Below are 15,610 nucleotides of genomic sequence, written 5' to 3'. Positions count from 1 at the left end.
AAAAGCATACTTTCAGGTCTCCCGCTTTCAGATTACCGTCCTGATCGTCGTCTTTATGAGGCGACCGGGCCTGGAAACCCGTGGGTATAGGCGCACAGGTGCCACCATTTATCACGACCGCTGGCGCCACTTTTGTGCCAGCATATGCGTGTTATGGCGGCTGTGCGTGGGAGACTTTCGAGTCTGCCGGGTTTGCCTATTCCCCCGGTTTCCAGCCTGCGCACAGCTGCCACCCATTCGCCTGGAAACGAATGGGGCAGCTCTCTTCGAAGAATGGGAGCTATACCAATGAGTGTTTCTGAAAGGCTTGATCCTCGTATTACCGCAATCCACACCACCGCCCAACCCGGAGGTGCCCAATGATCAACCCACCCCTCAACAAAACCCTCGGCGTCATCACCTTCTCCACCTGCGGCGAACAGCCCAACCTCCACCGTCTATTCCGCGTCAATGCCGGCGTACCCATTCGCGACGCCCTGGAGCATGCCTCCGAGCTGCTGCACTGTTCCAAAATGCTGGCGTTGGATGCAGCAATGGACAACAGCGCGGACCGTTATGCCTGGGCGGCGCATTATTTGGGGGAGATGGCGAAGGCGGTGGTGGATGATTTGGCCAATGGGATGTTGCCGAATGGGGTGATGGAGGAGGGGGAGGCCGTTGGTGTGTAAACGGCTGGTTTGAGGGTATGGCGGCTGGCGTCTTCGCAGGCAAGCCAGCTCCCACATTTGGATCGTGGTGCACCCGCTGAACCGTGTTAGCAGTAAAAAAGACCTTGGGACGCCAAGGTCTTTTTTTGCCGAGCGGTTAGTCAAAGCGTCGTTTGTTCTTCAGTTCCTGCGTACCCCACACTCCTGATGGTGTAAAAACTCGCCCGGCATCACTCGGTCAGCGATTGTGTTGGCTCATCAAATCGGGCGCTAAGCAACGCTTTGGAAAGAGGCGCCGGAACAGGTGGCTTTGGCTTGGGGTAAGCCTCTTGTATTTGGGCTTTATCGCCGTCGCTGATGTCCCAGTTTTCCGATTGACCCCAGCCGCCGGATGTCCAGTCGTCGGTGACCTCGTAATGCATTATCGAATCGCCGTCGTAAGGTTGGTAGCTGTACTTATCACTGCGTTCCAAGGGCAAGATATTTTTGTCGACGAGATCCTGGGTCCAACCATAGCGCTTGAGCAGGTGGTCATACGCCTTCTGCCTGTCCCAAGGAATGCCTGAGTCGGGGTGTTGGTGAGCATGCATTGCGCCCAAGCCATGCCCGAACTCATGCAGCGCCACGAAGCGGAATTTGGGTGAGTGGATGTCGTCCAGCAGGATCATTGTGGGCAGGTGTGGCGGTATTTTTTTCGCGTCTATTCCTGCCGCAGTGCCGTAGGTGTTATTGATATGGTTGAGAGCGATACGGATGTCGCCTTCCTCGCCCAGGACGAAATCGAACTTGAGATTGACGTAAGGCTTCCATTCGTTGATCGCATCCTTTATCGCCTTTGCCTCCTCCTCGTTAACGTCATAGAGCGCTATCTTGAGCGTCGAACCATTGGGCCAGAGCTTGGTTTTGTCGATCACGTTGCGCTTGGTTCGTATCGGGCTGACAGACTGCGCCTCAGGGCTTGAGGCGTTGTCCGCGTAGGTGGCGCTATGGAACGGTTGAAGGAGACTGGGAGCGTTGACCAAAAGACTTATCACCCAAAGGCTATAGGAACCATTGTGTGGTACCGCTGAGGCCTACAGTTCCCTGTGCAGTCTTGTTTCAGTCAATTGCGTTGTCTGTCGCGGGCTTCCGAGCGACAGGCTTGAGCAACTGAGAAACAATAAGCGCACAAGGGATCAGCCCAGCAAGTGTTTGGAGATGATCCGCGAGATCTCCACAATCGAAGTCTTCCCGGTGAATTCAAACTTCACTTTCCCCAGCGACGAAAAGTAAATCTCCAGCTCCGAATCCAGATCAAACGTGCCGGACGTTTCCACCGAGTACGCGACGATGTTTTTGTACGGCAGCGAGGTGAAGTCCTTCTTGCTGCCGGTAATCCCCTGCACGTTCACCGCGATGATGCGTTTGGTGGTGAAGACCACGCCATCGCGCATGGCTTTGTAGGCGTCGATGACTTCTTCGCCGTCGAGCAGCAGGGCTGATACGCGTTCGGCGTATTCGTTGTTTTGCTTGAGTTTGAAGAAGCCTTTGTTGTTGAAGTCGATCATGTGCCTGTCCTTGGGTGAATGGGGCGGTAACCGCCTGCGTGTGTGTATGACGTTTTGCTCGCGGATCTGTATCTAACGGCCTGCTGTTCAACGCCCTACCATGGCGCCCAGCACACACCTTAAGGAGCGGCACCATGCCCGAACTGTCCAGCTGGCTTGCTTATGGCCTGATCTCACTCGGCATGGTGCTCACGCCCGGGCCGAATATGATTTACCTCATTTCCCGCTCGATTTGCCAGGGGCGTAAGGCCGGGTTGATATCGCTCGGCGGTGTTGCGTTGGGTTTTCTGGTTTATATGTTTTGCGCAGCATTGGGCATCACCGCGTTGGTGATGGCGGTGCCCTTTGCGTACGACGTGCTGCGGCTCGGTGGTGCAGTGTATCTGGTGTACCTCGCCTGGCAGGCGGTGAAGCCGGGTGGCCGTTCGCCCTTTCAAGTGCGGGACTTGCCCCAGGACAGCCCGCGCAAGCTGTTCATGATGGGCTTGGTGACCAACCTGCTGAACCCCAAAGTGGCGGTGATGTATTTGTCGTTGTTGCCGCAGTTCATCGACCCGAACGGCCATGGCAGTGTGCTGACGCAGTCGCTGATCCTGGGTTTTACGCAGATTGCCATCAGCGTGAGCGTTAACTCGGTGATCGCCATCATGGCGGGCTCTATCGCGGTGTTCTTCGTCACCCGGCCGGGTTGGCAGGTGGCGCAGCGTTGGCTGATGGGCTCGGTGCTGATGGGCTTGGCGGTGCGTATGGCGGTTGAAGGGCGGCGGTAAGTGGGTGGTCGCAGCGCGGCGTTTGGTTCCGGAACCTGTGGCGAGCAGGTTTGTTGTGGCAAGCCTGCTCGCCACAATGGCAGTGTTCGTTCCATAGCTAATGGGTAGGTACTCAGCGGGCCATGACGTTGACGATCACATGCAGGATGAAGGCGGGGCCGTAGCAAGGCTGGCCGTGTTCATCCTCGATCCGCCAGATCGACGTGACGGTGCAGGTTTCCTTGGGCGCGGCGAATTCCACCGTGAGGTGCACCGGCTGGCCGGGCAGTGTGTCGGCAATCGGGATTTCGTTGTTCAGGCTGCGCAGGTGTGTGTCCATCACCACTTCCAATGGCGCACCCGTGGCGGTGCGTCGGGCGATCACGTATTCGCCGTCTACTCGCACCAACTTGCGGCCGCGCCAGGGGCGGGTGCCGAGGTTTTGGATCTCCCAGGTCTTCTGAAACGTCTCACCGGGTAACACGACGGTTTGGTCTGGCGTGGTGACGTCTGCGTTGAAGACGGCAACGTCGTTGGGGGCTAGCAGGCCGATAGCACGGTTGGTGGTAGCCATCGAGTGAGCGTCAACCGGAGCGCCTGCCAAATCGGCGAAGTAGCGGAACAGTAGCAGCGGTGAAACGTGAAGCGCCTTGGCCAACTTGATCAGTGTGCGCACCGAGGGATCTTTAGAGGCGCCACCGGCCAACCCGTAGAGGTAGGTTCTGGATATGCCCGCTTCCTTGGCCAGGGTGGTCATGGATTTGCCCAGTTCCCGGCTGCGTCGTACGACCAGCGCTCGGAGGGTGTCGCGCGTCTTGATGCTCATAGTTGATTACTCATCCCCAATCCTTGGTGAAAGTCGTTACGTTGTTAGCTAAAAAGGACAACCTGCCCGCCGCAACGTGTAATGGGCCATGCACACTCGCATCCTGCTGGCGACGTTGTGAAGGACATGGATAGTCCGCGTTTTGATTGGCTATATCCAGTGTCGCGGTTTCTCGCATGCTTGCGACCCCGTGTTTGTTGCATTCCTTTACAACCATCTCTGGATATAGCTATGAAACAGATAAAAGCGTGCTGTGAATCCATTGCTCGATCAGGCTTTGGCACCCTGCAAATCTCAGATGCGATGCAGCAGGACTACAAAAAGATCATTGATGGGTACTCGGCAATTTCCCAAACCACTAAGCAATCATTTTCCTTTGCCGAAGACACTGACGGTTTTTTCCCTTTTGGCGCTGAGTATTCGAGCATCGAAGACCACCCGGACCTGTGTGAGCGCTTCTGTTACTGGCCTGCGCATGCGTCGAAGCGAACGGATCTGGAGTTCACCCAAAGCCCGTTCTTCACTGCAGTGGATAGTTTTGAGCGCCAGATCAGCGAGCTCGCCCAAGCGTTAATGGACGGCATTTGTGCAGAGTTTGGCGTTGCTCCATTAGCGCCCTTGCGTTTGGCGTCTTACATCCAACTCTGTGTCTACGGTGCTCAGGCCACAAACGGCGTGCGTCAATTTGCTCAGGACCCTCATGAAGATGGGCACATGCTGTCGTTTATCAAGCCTACCCGCGAAGGGCTGGTGTTGGTGAAGGGCGCTTCATTAGAGCCGGTCCGGCTTCTGGAAGGCGAGATTGCAGTGCTGGCAGGTTCTTTGCTCACTGAGCTTTCCGACCAGTCCATTCCTGCTGCCTATCATGCTGTGCTGGCGCCTAAGCAGCCGGTCGCCAGAAGCTCGTTGATTTACTTTGCAAATCCGAGCCCGGAACAGCAGCCGACAAGCTTTTTCCGCCGCACACCCATTGACCTGAACAGCGCCGTCAACGCTCGTCATACCGGTTTCGGCAATCAGCCTATTCAACTTCTTTAATCGCCTCGCGGACTCGAACATTCCATGTTTCCACACTTCAACGCCCTGTACCTTGAAGGTTTGCTCTTGGGCATCGGACTGTTCGCCGCCCCCGGCCCAAAAGACACCTTGGTAATCCGCCAAGGTGTCGGCCGTGGTCCCATCTGGTGGGTGGTCGCTATTTGTGTGCTGGCCGATATCCTCCTGATCGCTATCGGCGTGACGGGGTTAGGGTCTGTGCTGGAAAGTTGGCCGGCGGTGATGGCGATAATGCTTTTGTCCGGAGCGGCCTATCTGCTGTGGTTCGGTGGTCAGCGCTTGCTGGCCTGCATCCGCAACCAGTCCATGCCGGACACTCAAGGCGGCAATTCGCAACGCGGGCTGTTACGCACGGCGATAGTGCTCGGCTTCGCCAACCCCTACGCCTGGCTGGATACGGTGGTGCTGATCGGCTCTATCGGTGCGGCCAAACCCGCAGGCCAACAAGCCCTGTTCGCGACAGGGGCCATGACGGCATCGTTGGTGTGGTTTGTGCTGTTGGCGTTGGGATGTCAGCGTTTGACCTGGCTGTTTCGCGCGCCCGTGGTCTGGCGATGCTTGGACGCTGGTGTTGCGGTGCTGATGGTTTACTTGGCCGGTGTGTTGATCATTGATTCACTGGATATCTTTCAGATAGTCCTTGAGGGTGGTCAGCGGCGGGCTTAGCTCATCAAGGCTGGGGGCCTGTTGCACATCAGTGGCCAGCTTATGCAGCTCGCGACCGAGTACGGTGTCGGCGCCGCCTAAGGTATTCAAGGTCTGGGCAATGCACTCATCAAGCTTGCGTTGAATCGTGGCCAAATCCCCTTGGCGCACCAACAACCCAAACACCTCGCGCTCATACCCATCCATGACCAGGTCATCCCGCAGAACCGGGCTCGCGCCTTCGGTCTCATGCACCAGCTTGAGAGCAAAAAGCGCAACAGCTTCCAGCGTCAATTCCATGGTCTCGGCTCCTCAACGTCTGCGTTGGCCTGCGCATACTCACTTTTTTACAGGCGAAAAAAAAGACCTTGAATTTCAAGGTCTTTCTTTAAGATGGTGCCCCGAGGGAGAATCGAACTCCCACTTCTTTCGAAAACGGATTTTGAATCCGCCGCGTCTACCAATTCCGCCATCAGGGCTCAATGGCGGCGAAGTATAGAGATGAGATTACCGTTGGTCAATCACGTTTCATGGTCTATTTTCACTATTTCCGCTAGACTTCCCGGCCCTGCTAGACGAACCCCATCATGCGCGTTGCTGACTTTACTTTTGAGCTCCCTGATTCGCTGATCGCTCGCCACCCTTTGGCCGAGCGTCGCGCCAGTCGACTGCTGACCCTGGACGGGGTGAGCGGTGCCCTCGCACACCGTCAATTCACTGATTTGCTTGAGCATTTACGCCCAGGCGATTTGATGGTGTTCAACAATACCCGGGTGATTCCGGCACGGCTGTTTGGCCAGAAAGCGTCCGGCGGCAAGCTGGAAATTCTGGTGGAGCGGGTGCTGGACAGCCATCGCGTGCTGGCCCATGTGCGCTCCAGCAAGTCGCCGAAACCGGGTTCGAGCATCCTGATCGATGGCGGTGGTGAGGCCGAGATGGTCGCGCGCCATGACGCGCTGTTCGAGCTCAAGTTTGCCGAAGAGGTGTTGCCGCTGCTGGAGCGCGTCGGCCATATGCCGTTGCCTCCTTATATAGACCGCCCCGACGAAGACTCGGACCGCGAGCGTTATCAGACGGTGTACTCCCAGCGCCTGGGTGCTGTGGCCGCGCCGACGGCCGGGCTGCATTTCGACCAACTGCTGCTGGACGCGATTGCCGCCAAGGGCGTCGAAAGCGCCTATGTGACCCTGCACGTGGGGGCCGGGACGTTTCAGCCGGTGCGTGTGGATAACATCGAAGACCACCACATGCACAGCGAGTGGCTGGAAGTCAGCCAGGAAGTCGTGGATGCCGTGGCCGCGTGCAAGGCGCGCGGCGGGCGGGTGGTTGCCGTGGGCACCACCAGCGTGCGTTCGCTGGAGAGTGCGGCGCGTGATGGCGTGCTCAAACCGTTCAGTGGTGACACCGATATCTTTATTTTCCCAGGCCGGCCGTTCCATGTGGTCGATTGCCTGGTGACCAACTTCCATTTGCCGGAATCCACGCTGTTGATGCTGGTGTCGGCATTTGCCGGTTACCCGGAGACCATGGCCGCTTATCAAGCCGCCATCGCCAACGAGTACCGTTTTTTCAGCTACGGTGATGCGATGTTTATCACCCGAAACCCGGCGCCGCGCGGCCCAGAGGAAACCTTATGAGTCGTATGTCGTTTGAATTGCTGGCCACGGATGGTAAAGCTCGCCGCGGCCGTTTGACCTTCCCTCGCGGCACCGTCGAAACCCCGGCTTTCATGCCTGTGGGCACCTACGGCACCGTCAAAGGCATGATGCCGCGTGACATCGTCGCCACTGGCGCCGAGATCATCCTCGGCAACACCTTCCACCTGTGGCTGCGCCCGGGCACGGAAGTGATCAAGAAGCATGGCGACCTGCATGACTTCATGAAGTGGCAAGGCCCGATTCTCACCGACTCCGGTGGTTTCCAGGTGTTCAGCCTGGGCGCCATGCGCAAGATCAAGGAGGAGGGCGTGACCTTCGCCTCGCCGGTGGACGGCTCCAAAGTGTTCATGGGCCCGGAAGAGTCGATGCAGGTGCAGCGCGACCTGGGCTCCGACATCGTGATGATTTTCGACGAATGCACGCCGTACCCGGCGGATGAAGACGTGGCGCGCATTTCCATGGAGCTGTCGCTGCGTTGGGCTCAGCGTTCGAAGAACGCCCACGGCGACAACACGGCGGCGCTGTTCGGTATCGTCCAGGGCGGCATGCACGAAAGCCTGCGCAAGCGCTCGCTGGAAGGCCTGGATAAAATCGGTTTTGATGGCCTGGCTATCGGCGGTTTGTCGGTGGGCGAGCCCAAGCACGAGATGATCAAGGTGCTGGATTACCTGCCGGGCCTGATGCCGGCTGACAAACCTCGTTACCTTATGGGCGTTGGCAAACCGGAAGATCTCGTAGAGGGTGTGCGCCGCGGTGTGGACATGTTCGATTGCGTGATGCCAACCCGTAATGCCCGCAATGGGCATCTGTTCATCGATACAGGCGTGCTGAAGATCCGTAACGCGTTCCATCGCCATGATGATTCGCCGCTGGATCCCACCTGTGACTGCTACACCTGCCAGAACTTCTCGCGTGCTTATCTGCACCATCTGGACAAGTGCGGGGAAATGCTGGGTAGCATGTTGAATACCATCCACAATTTGCGTCACTACCAAGTCCTGATGGCTGGTTTGCGCGAGGCTATTCAACAGGGTACATTGGCCGCCTTCGTCGATGCCTTCTATGCCAAGCGCGGGCTCCCTGTGCCGCCCTTGGACTGAGTTTTCCGACCCTAAGATTCACTATTTGCAACTGGAGTGCTAAATGAGCTTTTTTATCTCTAATGCCATGGCTGACGCCGCTGCGCCTGCCGCTGCCGGCCCTATGGGCGGTGGTTTTGAGTGGATTTTCCTGGTCGGCTTCCTGGTCATCTTCTACCTGATGATCTGGCGTCCACAGGCTAAGCGCGCCAAAGAGCAGAAAAACCTGCTGGGCAGCCTGCAAAAAGGCGACGAAGTTGTGACCACTGGCGGCATCGCCGGCAAGATCACCAAGGTTTCCGATGCTTTCGTGGTTCTGGAAGTCTCCGACACCGTAGAAATGAAGTTCCAGAAGGGCGCCATCGCCGCCACGCTGCCAAAAGGCACGCTCAAAGCGATCTGAGTAACAACCTTTACCAATCGACGGGGCGCGCAAGGCGCCCCGCGTTATAAGCGGGCGGCGTGATGCTGAACAAATACCCTCTGTGGAAATACGTACTGATCCTGGCGGTGCTGGCGATCGGTTTTATTTATTCCGCTCCCAATCTCTATCCTGATGACCCTGCGATCCAGATCACTGGCGCCAGCACTTCGCTGCAAGTCAATCAGGCTGACCTGGAACGCGCGAGCAAAGCGCTCACCGACGCGGGCATCCAGGTTAAAGCGGCAACGTTGGCGGCTGATGCGAAGGGCGGCTTGCTGCGCCTGACCAAGGCAGAAGACCAATTACCTGCCAAAGATGTTGTGCGCAAGGCCATGGGTGACGACTACGTTGTTGCACTCAACCTGGCACAGACCACGCCAAAATGGTTGCGCAGCATTGGCGCGCACCCGATGAAGCTGGGCCTGGACTTGTCCGGTGGTGTGCACTTCCTGCTGGAAGTCGACATGGACAAAGCCCTCGACGCACGCCTGAAAGTCTACGAAGGCGATGTGAAGAGCTTGCTGCGTAAAGAGAAACTGCGTTATCGCAGCCTGCCGCAGCTCAACGGTGCCATCCAGCTGGGCTTCTCTGATGAAGCGTCCCGCGAACAGGCCCGTGCACTGATCCGCAAGAACTTCAACGATTTCGACATCGTACCGGCTGACCTCAATGGCCAGGCTGTGCTGCGTCTGGCGATGACCCCAGCCAAGCTGGCGGAAATCCGCGAATACTCCATCAAGCAGAACTTGACCACGGTACGTAACCGCGTCAACGAGCTGGGTGTGGCTGAGCCGATCGTTCAGCGTCAGGGTGCCAACCGCATCGTGGTTGAGCTGCCGGGCGTACAGGACACCGCTGAAGCCAAGCGTATTCTGGGTAAAACCGCCAACCTGGAGTTCCGCCTAGCGGCTGAGCCGGGTGCTTCGCGCGCCACTGCAGAAGAATTCGAGTTCCGCGAAGGCAATCGTCCTCCTGCGTTGATCGAGCGTGGCTTGATCATCACCGGTGACCAGGTAACTGACGCCAAGGCGGGTTTTGACTCGCAGCACGGCTCTCCTGAGGTGAACATCCGTCTGGATGGCCACGGCGGCGAACTGATGAGCCGCGCCACGCGCAGCAACGTCGGTCGCAGCATGGCGGTGATCTTCATCGAGCAGCGCCCAGTCACTACCTACACCAAGCAAATGGTCAACGGCGTCGAGAAAGACGTGCCGGTGCAGACCTTCAAAGAAGAGAAGAAGATCATCAGCCTGGCGACCATCCAGTCGCCGCTGGGTGCTCAATTCCGTATCACTGGCCTGAACGGTCAGGGCGAATCGTCCGAACTGGCACTGTTGCTGCGTGCTGGTGGCCTGGCGGCGCCGATGTACTTCGTTGAAGAGCGTACCATTGGCCCGAGCCTGGGTGCCGACAACATCACCAAAGGTATCGATGCAGCCTTGTGGGGCATGCTGTTTGTGTCGCTGTTCATCATCGCCATCTACCGTTTCTTCGGCGTGATCGCCACCGTGGCCTTGGCGGGCAACATGGTGATGCTGCTGGCGCTGATGTCGCTGCTGGGCGCTACGCTGACCCTGCCAGGTATCGCCGGTATCGTACTCACCATGGGTATGGCGGTAGACGCCAACGTACTGATCTTCTCGCGGATACGTGAAGAGATCGCGGCGGGCATGACCGTACAGCGTGCAATCAACGAAGGCTTCGGCCGGGCATTTACCGCGATTCTCGACTCCAACTTGACCACCTTGCTGGTCGGCGGGATTCTCTTTGCCATGGGCACCGGCCCCGTCAAAGGTTTTGCGGTAACCATGTCCCTCGGTATCTTTACCTCGATGTTCACGGCCATCATGGTGACCCGCGCAATGGTCAACCTGATCTTTGGCGGGCGTGACTTCAAGAAGTTGTGGATTTAAGGGGCTGCCATGTTACGTACAATCAACTTCATGGGCGTTCGCAACGTTGCGTTCGGCGTCACCGTGCTCCTTACCGTTCTGGCGTTGTTCAGCTGGTTCCATAAGGGCCTGAACTACGGTCTGGACTTCACCGGCGGTACGCTCATCGAGCTGACCTACGAGAAACCAGCCGACGTCACCCTGGTGCGCAACGAGCTGGTCAAGGCTGGCTATCACGAAGCCATCGTGCAGAGCTTTGGTGCGACTACCGACCTGCTGGTGCGTATGCCTGGTGAAGACCCGCAACTGGGTCACCAGGTAGCTGAGGCCTTGCAGAAGGTCGGCGGCGACAACCCGGCGTCGGTAAAGCGTGTTGAGTTCGTTGGCCCACAAGTGGGTGAAGAGCTGCGCGACCAAGGCGGCCTCGGCATGCTGATGGCGCTGGCCGGCATCATGATCTACCTGGCGTTCCGCTTTCAGTGGAAGTTCGGCGTCGGCGCGATTGTGTCGCTGATCCACGACGTTATCGTGACCGTGGGTATCCTGTCCTACTTCCAGATCACCTTCGACCTGACGGTATTGGCGGCGGTGCTGGCGATCATTGGTTACTCGCTCAACGACACCATCGTGGTATTCGACCGGGTTCGTGAGAACTTCCGCGTGCTGCGTAAAGCGACGTTGATCGAGAACATCAACATCTCCACCACCCAGACCCTGCTGCGGACCATGGCAACGTCGATCTCCACTTTGCTGGCGATTGGTGCGTTGATGATCTTCGGTGGCGACAACCTGTGGGGCTTCTCCCTGGCGCTGTTCATCGGCGTTCTGGCGGGTACCTACTCGTCGATCTACATCGCCAACGTGGTGCTGATCTGGCTGAACCTCAACAGCGAAGACTTGATCCCTCCTGCCGCTACCGGCAAGGAGGTCGACGACCGCCCTTGATGGGCGCTTGTTGACACGCTGTTACAAAGAAGGCGCGAGTATTGAACTCGCGCCTTTTTTTTTGCTCCAAGGCTGGGTATAGCGCGGACGTTTCAGTCCGCTTGTGATGGTCAGGAGGTTCACGTGAACAAGTCGTTGCTGGTTGGTGCAGTATTGGGTGCTGTCGGTGTGACTGCCGGGGGTGCTGTTGCCACCTACAGCCTGGTAAAAAGCGGCCCTGAGTATGCGCAAGTGCTGGCGGTGCAGCCGGTGAAGACCCAGATTAAAACCCCGCGCGAGGTCTGCAAGGATGTCGCCGTGACCCGGCAGAAGCCGGTGCAGGATCAGCATCAAATCGTCGGCACCGTGGTCGGTGCGCTGGCCGGTGGCCTGTTGGGTAACCAAGTCGGTGGCGGTAATGGCAAGAAGCTGGCCACTGTGGCTGGTGCGGTCGGTGGCGGATACGCCGGTAACAAGGTTCAGGAAGGCATGCAGAACCGTGATACCTACACCACCACGCAAACCCGTTGTAATACCGTTAACGACATCAGTGACAAGGTGGTCGGCTATGACGTGCGGTACAACTTGGACGGCAAGGAAGGTTCGGTGCGCATGGACCGTGATCCAGGTGGCCAAATTCCGGTGGATAAAGAAGGTCGTCTGATTCTCGGTCAGAACCAGCAGTAATTCCAAGCCTGACATAGATCTAAATGTGGGAGCTGGCTTGCCTGCGATAGCGGTGGGTCAGCAACTAATGAATTAGCTGGCAGACCGCTATCGCAGGCAAGCCAGCTCCCACATTGGTTTGTGTTTGGGTCAGTGGTATTGGGTTTGCTCAAATCCCAGGCATAAAAAAAGCACCCCTAGGGGGTGCTTTTTTGTGCTCGCTCGCTTAACGCTTCAGCGAAGCCGGCAGGTGCGGCTGGATCGCCGTCAGTACTGCCTTGAAGCATTTGGTGTTACCGGCAACGACGTGGCCTTTCTCAAGGAAGTCGTGACCACCGGTGAAGTCGCTCACCAGGCCGCCAGCTTCCTGGATCAGCAGGGCGCCTGCAGCCATGTCCCACTCGGACAGGCCCGACTCCCAGAACGCATCAAAACGGCCGGCGGCCACGTAGGCCAGATCCAGGCTGGCAGCGCCGGCGCGACGGATGCCGGCGGTCTGGCCAACCAGGGCGCGGAACATGCCCAGGTAGTTTTCCAGGTTGTCCATCTGGTCGTCACGGAACGGGAAGCCCGTGCCCAGCAGGGCGCCGTCCAGGCTGGTACGACCGCTTACACGCAGGCGGCGGCCGTTCAACTGGGCGCCACGGCCACGGCTGGCGGTGAATTCTTCCTGGCGAACCGGGTCCAGCACAACAGCGTGTTCCAGGCGGCCACGGTATTTGCAGGCGATGCTCACAGCAAAGTGTGGGATGCCGCGCAGGAAGTTGGTGGTGCCATCCAGTGGGTCGATGATCCACAGGTAGTCTTCGCCTTCGCCGCTGCCTTTGTGCAAGCCGGTTTCTTCACCGAGGATGCCGTGGGTAGGGTAGGCCTTGCGCAGAGCGTCGATGATTTTCTGTTCGGCGGCGCGATCCACCTCGGATACATAATCCTTGGCGTCTTTTTCGTCGACCTTGATGGTATCCAGGCGCTCGATGGAGCGGAAGATCAATTCACTGGCGCTGCGGGCGGCGCGCAGCGCGATATTCAGCATGGGCTGCATGGATGTGTCACCTAAGGTTGTTAAAGAAAGCCGAGCATTCTAGCAGAAACTTTCTTCAGGTGAAGGACGACGTTAGCTTTCATGGCATAACCTTAGGCTGTTCTGTAAGATTTGCTCCCCTTTCCCGTGTCCGAGAGCGCCTCCCTTGCTGCAAAACATTCGTGTCGTCTTGGTCAATACCAGTCATCCCGGCAACATCGGCGGGGTGGCGCGAGCCATGAAAAACATGGGGCTGACGCGCCTGGTGCTGGTCGAACCTCGCGTGTTCCCGCACCACGAGGCCGATGCCCGTGCATCCGGCGCCAATGACATCCTGGAAAAAGCCCAGGTCGTCGCCACGCTGGAAGATGCCTTGGTCGGCTGCAACCTGGTGCTCGGCACCAGTGCCCGCGACCGTCGTATCCCCTGGCCGCTGCTGGATCCGCGTGAGTGCGGCACCAAAGTCGTGGAAGAGGCTGCCGGCGGCGCTGAAATCGCCTTGGTGTTCGGCCGTGAAGACTCCGGCCTGACCAATGAAGAGCTGCAGCGATGTCATTACCACGTGCACATTCCATCAGACCCTGAGTTCAGTTCGCTGAACCTCGGGGCAGCGGTGCAGGTGTTGAGTTATGAAGTGCGCATGGCCTGGCTGGCCGCTGAAGGCCAGCCGAGCAAGGTGGAAAAGGATGAAGTCGCCTCGACCAAAAGTGGCGAGTTGGCCACGATGGACGAGCTGGAGCGGTTCTATGAGCACTTGGAGCAAACCCTGGTGGCCATCGAATTCCTCGATCCGGAAAAACCACGGCACTTGATGGCGCGCCTGCGTCGCCTGTACGGGCGCAGTTCGGTCAGCCGAGCGGAAATGAATATATTGCGTGGCATCCTCACGGAAACCCAGAAGGCGGCCCGTGGCGAGCTTCTTAAGCGGAAGGATTAAAAATGTTCGAGCGTTTGCGAGAAGATATCCAGAGTGTTTTCCACCGTGACCCGGCGGCGCGCAACGCCTTTGAAGTGCTGACCTGCTACCCGGGCATGCATGCGATCTGGATTCACCGCCTGTCCGGCACCTTGTGGAGCATGGGCTGGAAATGGCTGGCGCGGCTGGTGTCGAACTTCGGCCGCTGGTTGACCGGGATCGAGATCCACCCGGGCGCCAAGGTGGGGCGTCGCTTCTTTATCGACCATGGCATGGGCATCGTGATTGGCGAGACCGCCGAGATCGGCGACGACGTGACGCTGTATCAGGGTGTGACCCTGGGCGGCACCAGTTGGAATAAGGGTAAGCGCCATCCCACCCTGGGTGATGGCGTGGTGGTGGGGGCGGGCGCCAAGGTGCTCGGTCCATTTACAGTCGGCGCCGGTGCCAAAGTCGGTTCCAATGCCGTAGTGACCAAGGCTGTACCGCCTGGCGCCACCGTGGTGGGTATTCCTGGGCGCATCATCGTCAAGCCGGAAGTCGGCGACGAGCAGGAAGCCAAGCGCAAGGCCATGGCCGAGAAGATCGGCTTCGATGCCTACGGCGTCAGCGAAGACATGCCCGACCCGGTGGCCCGTGCCATTGGGCAGTTGCTTGATCACCTGCAGGCGGTGGACGGCAAGCTGGACGGCATGTGTGGCGCGCTGAAGGAGTTGGGCAGCAGCTATTGCGCCAAGGACCTGCCTGAGCTGCGCGAAGAAGACTTCGCTGAGATCAAGAGCGAAGCGGCTACCACCAAGGCTGGCTGAGCGCGGTCCCCTGTGGGAGCTGGCAAGCCAGCTCCCACATTTGATCTCCATTAGTCTTGAGATTGAGCGCTGGCCCCGTTCCTGCTGTTCGATCCCACCCCATCCTGCTATGATTCGCGCGCCCTTTTTACGGGTAATCCTGACTAAAGTACTAGGTCTTATAGTTGACTTAAATACTCGGGAATCGCATACTTGCTCCCATTCTGAAACACCTTGGTACTTGTCCATGAGACTGACTACAAAAGGCCGATACGCGGTAACCGCCATGCTAGACCTGGCCTTGCACGCGCAAACTGGGCCGGTGTCCCTGGCCGATATCTCCGAGCGCCAAGGCATTTCCCTGTCCTACCTCGAGCAGCTGTTCGCCAAATTGCGCCGTAGCAATTTGGTTTCCAGCGTACGTGGGCCGGGTGGCGGCTACCAACTGTCCCGTGACATGCAGGGCATCCAGGTAGCCCAGGTGATCGACGCGGTCAACGAATCCGTCGATGCCACTAAATGCCAGGGTTTGGGTGATTGCCACGCTGGCGACACCTGCCTGACACACCACTTGTGGTGTGACTTGAGCCTGCAGATCCATGAGTTTTTGAGTGGTATCAGCTTGGCTGATCTTGTGACTCGCCGTGAGGTGCAAGAAGTAGCCCAGCGTCAGGATCAGCGCCGTTGCAACACCAAGGCGCCGCGCCTGGACAAGATCGAAGCGTCCGCCGTCGAGTGACAGCCGCAGAGCTAACGGCACGCCAGCCAGCCT

General features: G+C 58.2%; 18 protein-coding genes and 1 tRNA gene. 13 read left to right on the top strand and 6 right to left on the bottom strand.

The annotated features are described in order from the left end of the window. The first annotated feature begins 359 nt into the window (after positions 1-359). Positions 360-668, top strand: a complete 309-nt coding sequence (locus K0P33_RS26635; RefSeq protein WP_242152413.1) for a DUF3077 domain-containing protein — start codon at positions 360-362, stop codon at positions 666-668. 209 nt (positions 669-877) lie between these two features. Here K0P33_RS26635 and K0P33_RS26630 read toward each other — a convergent pair whose 3' ends face one another. Next, positions 878-1,561, bottom strand: coding sequence for a peptidase M12 (locus tag K0P33_RS26630; RefSeq protein ID WP_242152411.1), 684 nt, complete (start codon positions 1,559-1,561; stop codon positions 878-880). Between the two features lie 261 nt (positions 1,562-1,822). After that, the gene (locus K0P33_RS26625) at positions 1,823-2,194 is read right to left on the bottom strand and encodes a PH domain-containing protein (RefSeq protein ID WP_094949417.1); all 372 of its coding nucleotides are present in this window, start codon (positions 2,192-2,194) and stop codon (positions 1,823-1,825) included. Between the two features lie 134 nt (positions 2,195-2,328). Between K0P33_RS26625 and K0P33_RS26620 the strand changes: the two genes are divergently transcribed. Next, positions 2,329-2,964, top strand: a complete 636-nt coding sequence (locus K0P33_RS26620) for a LysE family translocator (protein ID WP_242152409.1) — start codon at positions 2,329-2,331, stop codon at positions 2,962-2,964. Positions 2,965-3,076: 112 nt separating this feature from the next. On the opposite strand, the gene K0P33_RS26615 is transcribed toward K0P33_RS26620, so the two are convergent. Beyond that, positions 3,077-3,769: an NBR1-Ig-like domain-containing protein gene (locus tag K0P33_RS26615; RefSeq protein WP_094949419.1), complete on the bottom strand. Its 693-nt coding sequence runs from the start codon at positions 3,767-3,769 to the stop codon at positions 3,077-3,079. Positions 3,770-4,000: 231 nt separating this feature from the next. Here K0P33_RS26615 and K0P33_RS26610 point away from each other — a divergent pair, with 231 nt between their 5' ends. Further along, positions 4,001-4,807 (top strand): 2OG-Fe(II) oxygenase family protein, encoded by an 807-nt coding sequence (locus K0P33_RS26610; RefSeq protein WP_242152406.1) that lies wholly within the window; start codon positions 4,001-4,003, stop codon positions 4,805-4,807. A 24-nt stretch (positions 4,808-4,831) separates the two neighbouring features. Next, on the top strand, positions 4,832-5,491 hold the full coding sequence (locus tag K0P33_RS26605; protein ID WP_094949420.1) for a LysE family transporter: 660 nt from the start codon (positions 4,832-4,834) through the stop codon (positions 5,489-5,491). Here K0P33_RS26605 and K0P33_RS26600 read toward each other — a convergent pair. After that, positions 5,441-5,770: a hypothetical protein gene (locus K0P33_RS26600; RefSeq protein WP_094949421.1), complete on the bottom strand. Its 330-nt coding sequence runs from the start codon at positions 5,768-5,770 to the stop codon at positions 5,441-5,443. The two genes, K0P33_RS26605 and K0P33_RS26600, sit on opposite strands and share 51 nt — an antisense overlap. 94 nt (positions 5,771-5,864) lie before the next feature. Then, positions 5,865-5,949, bottom strand: a tRNA-Leu gene (locus K0P33_RS26595). 108 nt (positions 5,950-6,057) lie between these two features. On the opposite strand from K0P33_RS26595, the gene queA reads away from it, so the two are divergent. The 6 genes from queA to K0P33_RS26565 all read left to right on the top strand — a co-directional run bounded on the left by queA (position 6,058) and on the right by K0P33_RS26565 (position 12,134). Then, positions 6,058-7,107: a tRNA preQ1(34) S-adenosylmethionine ribosyltransferase-isomerase QueA gene (gene queA, locus K0P33_RS26590; protein WP_094949422.1), complete on the top strand. Its 1,050-nt coding sequence runs from the start codon at positions 6,058-6,060 to the stop codon at positions 7,105-7,107. Between the two features lie 5 nt (positions 7,108-7,112). Then, entirely contained in the window at positions 7,113-8,228 is a 1,116-nt protein-coding gene (gene tgt / locus K0P33_RS26585) for a tRNA guanosine(34) transglycosylase Tgt (RefSeq protein WP_162490598.1), read from the top strand. A gap of 43 nt (positions 8,229-8,271) precedes the next feature. Beyond that, on the top strand, positions 8,272-8,610 hold the full coding sequence (gene yajC / locus K0P33_RS26580; protein ID WP_003175975.1) for a preprotein translocase subunit YajC: 339 nt from the start codon (positions 8,272-8,274) through the stop codon (positions 8,608-8,610). 62 nt (positions 8,611-8,672) lie between these two features. Further along, complete coding sequence (secD, locus tag K0P33_RS26575; protein ID WP_094949423.1) at positions 8,673-10,544, top strand: protein translocase subunit SecD; 1,872 nt, start codon at positions 8,673-8,675, stop codon at positions 10,542-10,544. Between the two features lie 9 nt (positions 10,545-10,553). Next, on the top strand, positions 10,554-11,468 hold the full coding sequence (secF, locus tag K0P33_RS26570; RefSeq protein WP_094949424.1) for a protein translocase subunit SecF: 915 nt from the start codon (positions 10,554-10,556) through the stop codon (positions 11,466-11,468). 123 nt (positions 11,469-11,591) lie between these two features. Beyond that, a complete protein-coding gene (locus tag K0P33_RS26565) occupies positions 11,592-12,134 on the top strand; it encodes a glycine zipper 2TM domain-containing protein (protein ID WP_065908615.1) in 543 nt (180 codons plus the stop codon). A 205-nt stretch (positions 12,135-12,339) separates the two neighbouring features. On the opposite strand, the gene suhB is transcribed toward K0P33_RS26565, so the two are convergent. After that, positions 12,340-13,155, bottom strand: a complete 816-nt coding sequence (gene suhB, locus K0P33_RS26560; protein WP_003175971.1) for an inositol-phosphate phosphatase — start codon at positions 13,153-13,155, stop codon at positions 12,340-12,342. 145 nt (positions 13,156-13,300) lie between these two features. Between suhB and trmJ the strand changes: the two genes are divergently transcribed. From trmJ to iscR, 3 genes are all read left to right on the top strand, one after another. After that, positions 13,301-14,071 carry a tRNA (cytosine(32)/uridine(32)-2'-O)-methyltransferase TrmJ gene (trmJ, locus tag K0P33_RS26555; RefSeq protein ID WP_003210307.1) on the top strand — a complete coding sequence of 257 codons (771 nt, stop codon included), beginning with the start codon at positions 13,301-13,303 and terminating at the stop codon, positions 14,069-14,071. Between the two features lie 2 nt (positions 14,072-14,073). Further along, the gene (gene cysE, locus K0P33_RS26550; protein WP_242152404.1) at positions 14,074-14,859 is read left to right on the top strand and encodes a serine O-acetyltransferase; all 786 of its coding nucleotides are present in this window, start codon (positions 14,074-14,076) and stop codon (positions 14,857-14,859) included. A gap of 226 nt (positions 14,860-15,085) precedes the next feature. Then, complete coding sequence (iscR, locus tag K0P33_RS26545; protein WP_003194020.1) at positions 15,086-15,577, top strand: Fe-S cluster assembly transcriptional regulator IscR; 492 nt, start codon at positions 15,086-15,088, stop codon at positions 15,575-15,577. Positions 15,578-15,610: the final 33 nt, after the last annotated feature.

The sequence above is a fragment of the Pseudomonas sp. ArH3a genome, assembly GCF_022648765.1.
In the GTDB taxonomy this organism is placed as follows: domain Bacteria; phylum Pseudomonadota; class Gammaproteobacteria; order Pseudomonadales; family Pseudomonadaceae; genus Aquipseudomonas.
Note: the sequence above shows the minus strand (reverse complement) of the source record. Positions and strands in the feature narration are given on the sequence as shown.

What these genes read in the sequence shown, in the direction of transcription:
- K0P33_RS26635 (WP_242152413.1), top strand. Translation starts at nt 360, where the DNA reads ATGATCAACCCACCCCTCAACAAAACCCTCGGCGTCATCACCTTCTCC.
- K0P33_RS26625 (WP_094949417.1), bottom strand. Translation starts at nt 2,194, where the DNA reads ATGATCGACTTCAACAACAAAGGCTTCTTCAAACTCAAGCAAAACAAC.
- K0P33_RS26620 (WP_242152409.1), top strand. Translation starts at nt 2,329, where the DNA reads ATGCCCGAACTGTCCAGCTGGCTTGCTTATGGCCTGATCTCACTCGGC.
- K0P33_RS26615 (WP_094949419.1), bottom strand. Translation starts at nt 3,769, where the DNA reads ATGAGCATCAAGACGCGCGACACCCTCCGAGCGCTGGTCGTACGACGC.
- K0P33_RS26610 (WP_242152406.1), top strand. Translation starts at nt 4,001, where the DNA reads ATGAAACAGATAAAAGCGTGCTGTGAATCCATTGCTCGATCAGGCTTT.
- K0P33_RS26605 (WP_094949420.1), top strand. Translation starts at nt 4,832, where the DNA reads ATGTTTCCACACTTCAACGCCCTGTACCTTGAAGGTTTGCTCTTGGGC.
- K0P33_RS26600 (WP_094949421.1), bottom strand. Translation starts at nt 5,770, where the DNA reads ATGGAATTGACGCTGGAAGCTGTTGCGCTTTTTGCTCTCAAGCTGGTG.
- queA (WP_094949422.1), top strand. Translation starts at nt 6,058, where the DNA reads ATGCGCGTTGCTGACTTTACTTTTGAGCTCCCTGATTCGCTGATCGCT.
- tgt (WP_162490598.1), top strand. Translation starts at nt 7,113, where the DNA reads ATGTCGTTTGAATTGCTGGCCACGGATGGTAAAGCTCGCCGCGGCCGT.
- yajC (WP_003175975.1), top strand. Translation starts at nt 8,272, where the DNA reads ATGAGCTTTTTTATCTCTAATGCCATGGCTGACGCCGCTGCGCCTGCC.
- secD (WP_094949423.1), top strand. Translation starts at nt 8,673, where the DNA reads ATGCTGAACAAATACCCTCTGTGGAAATACGTACTGATCCTGGCGGTG.
- secF (WP_094949424.1), top strand. Translation starts at nt 10,554, where the DNA reads ATGTTACGTACAATCAACTTCATGGGCGTTCGCAACGTTGCGTTCGGC.
- suhB (WP_003175971.1), bottom strand. Translation starts at nt 13,155, where the DNA reads ATGCAGCCCATGCTGAATATCGCGCTGCGCGCCGCCCGCAGCGCCAGT.
- cysE (WP_242152404.1), top strand. Translation starts at nt 14,074, where the DNA reads ATGTTCGAGCGTTTGCGAGAAGATATCCAGAGTGTTTTCCACCGTGAC.
- iscR (WP_003194020.1), top strand. Translation starts at nt 15,086, where the DNA reads ATGAGACTGACTACAAAAGGCCGATACGCGGTAACCGCCATGCTAGAC.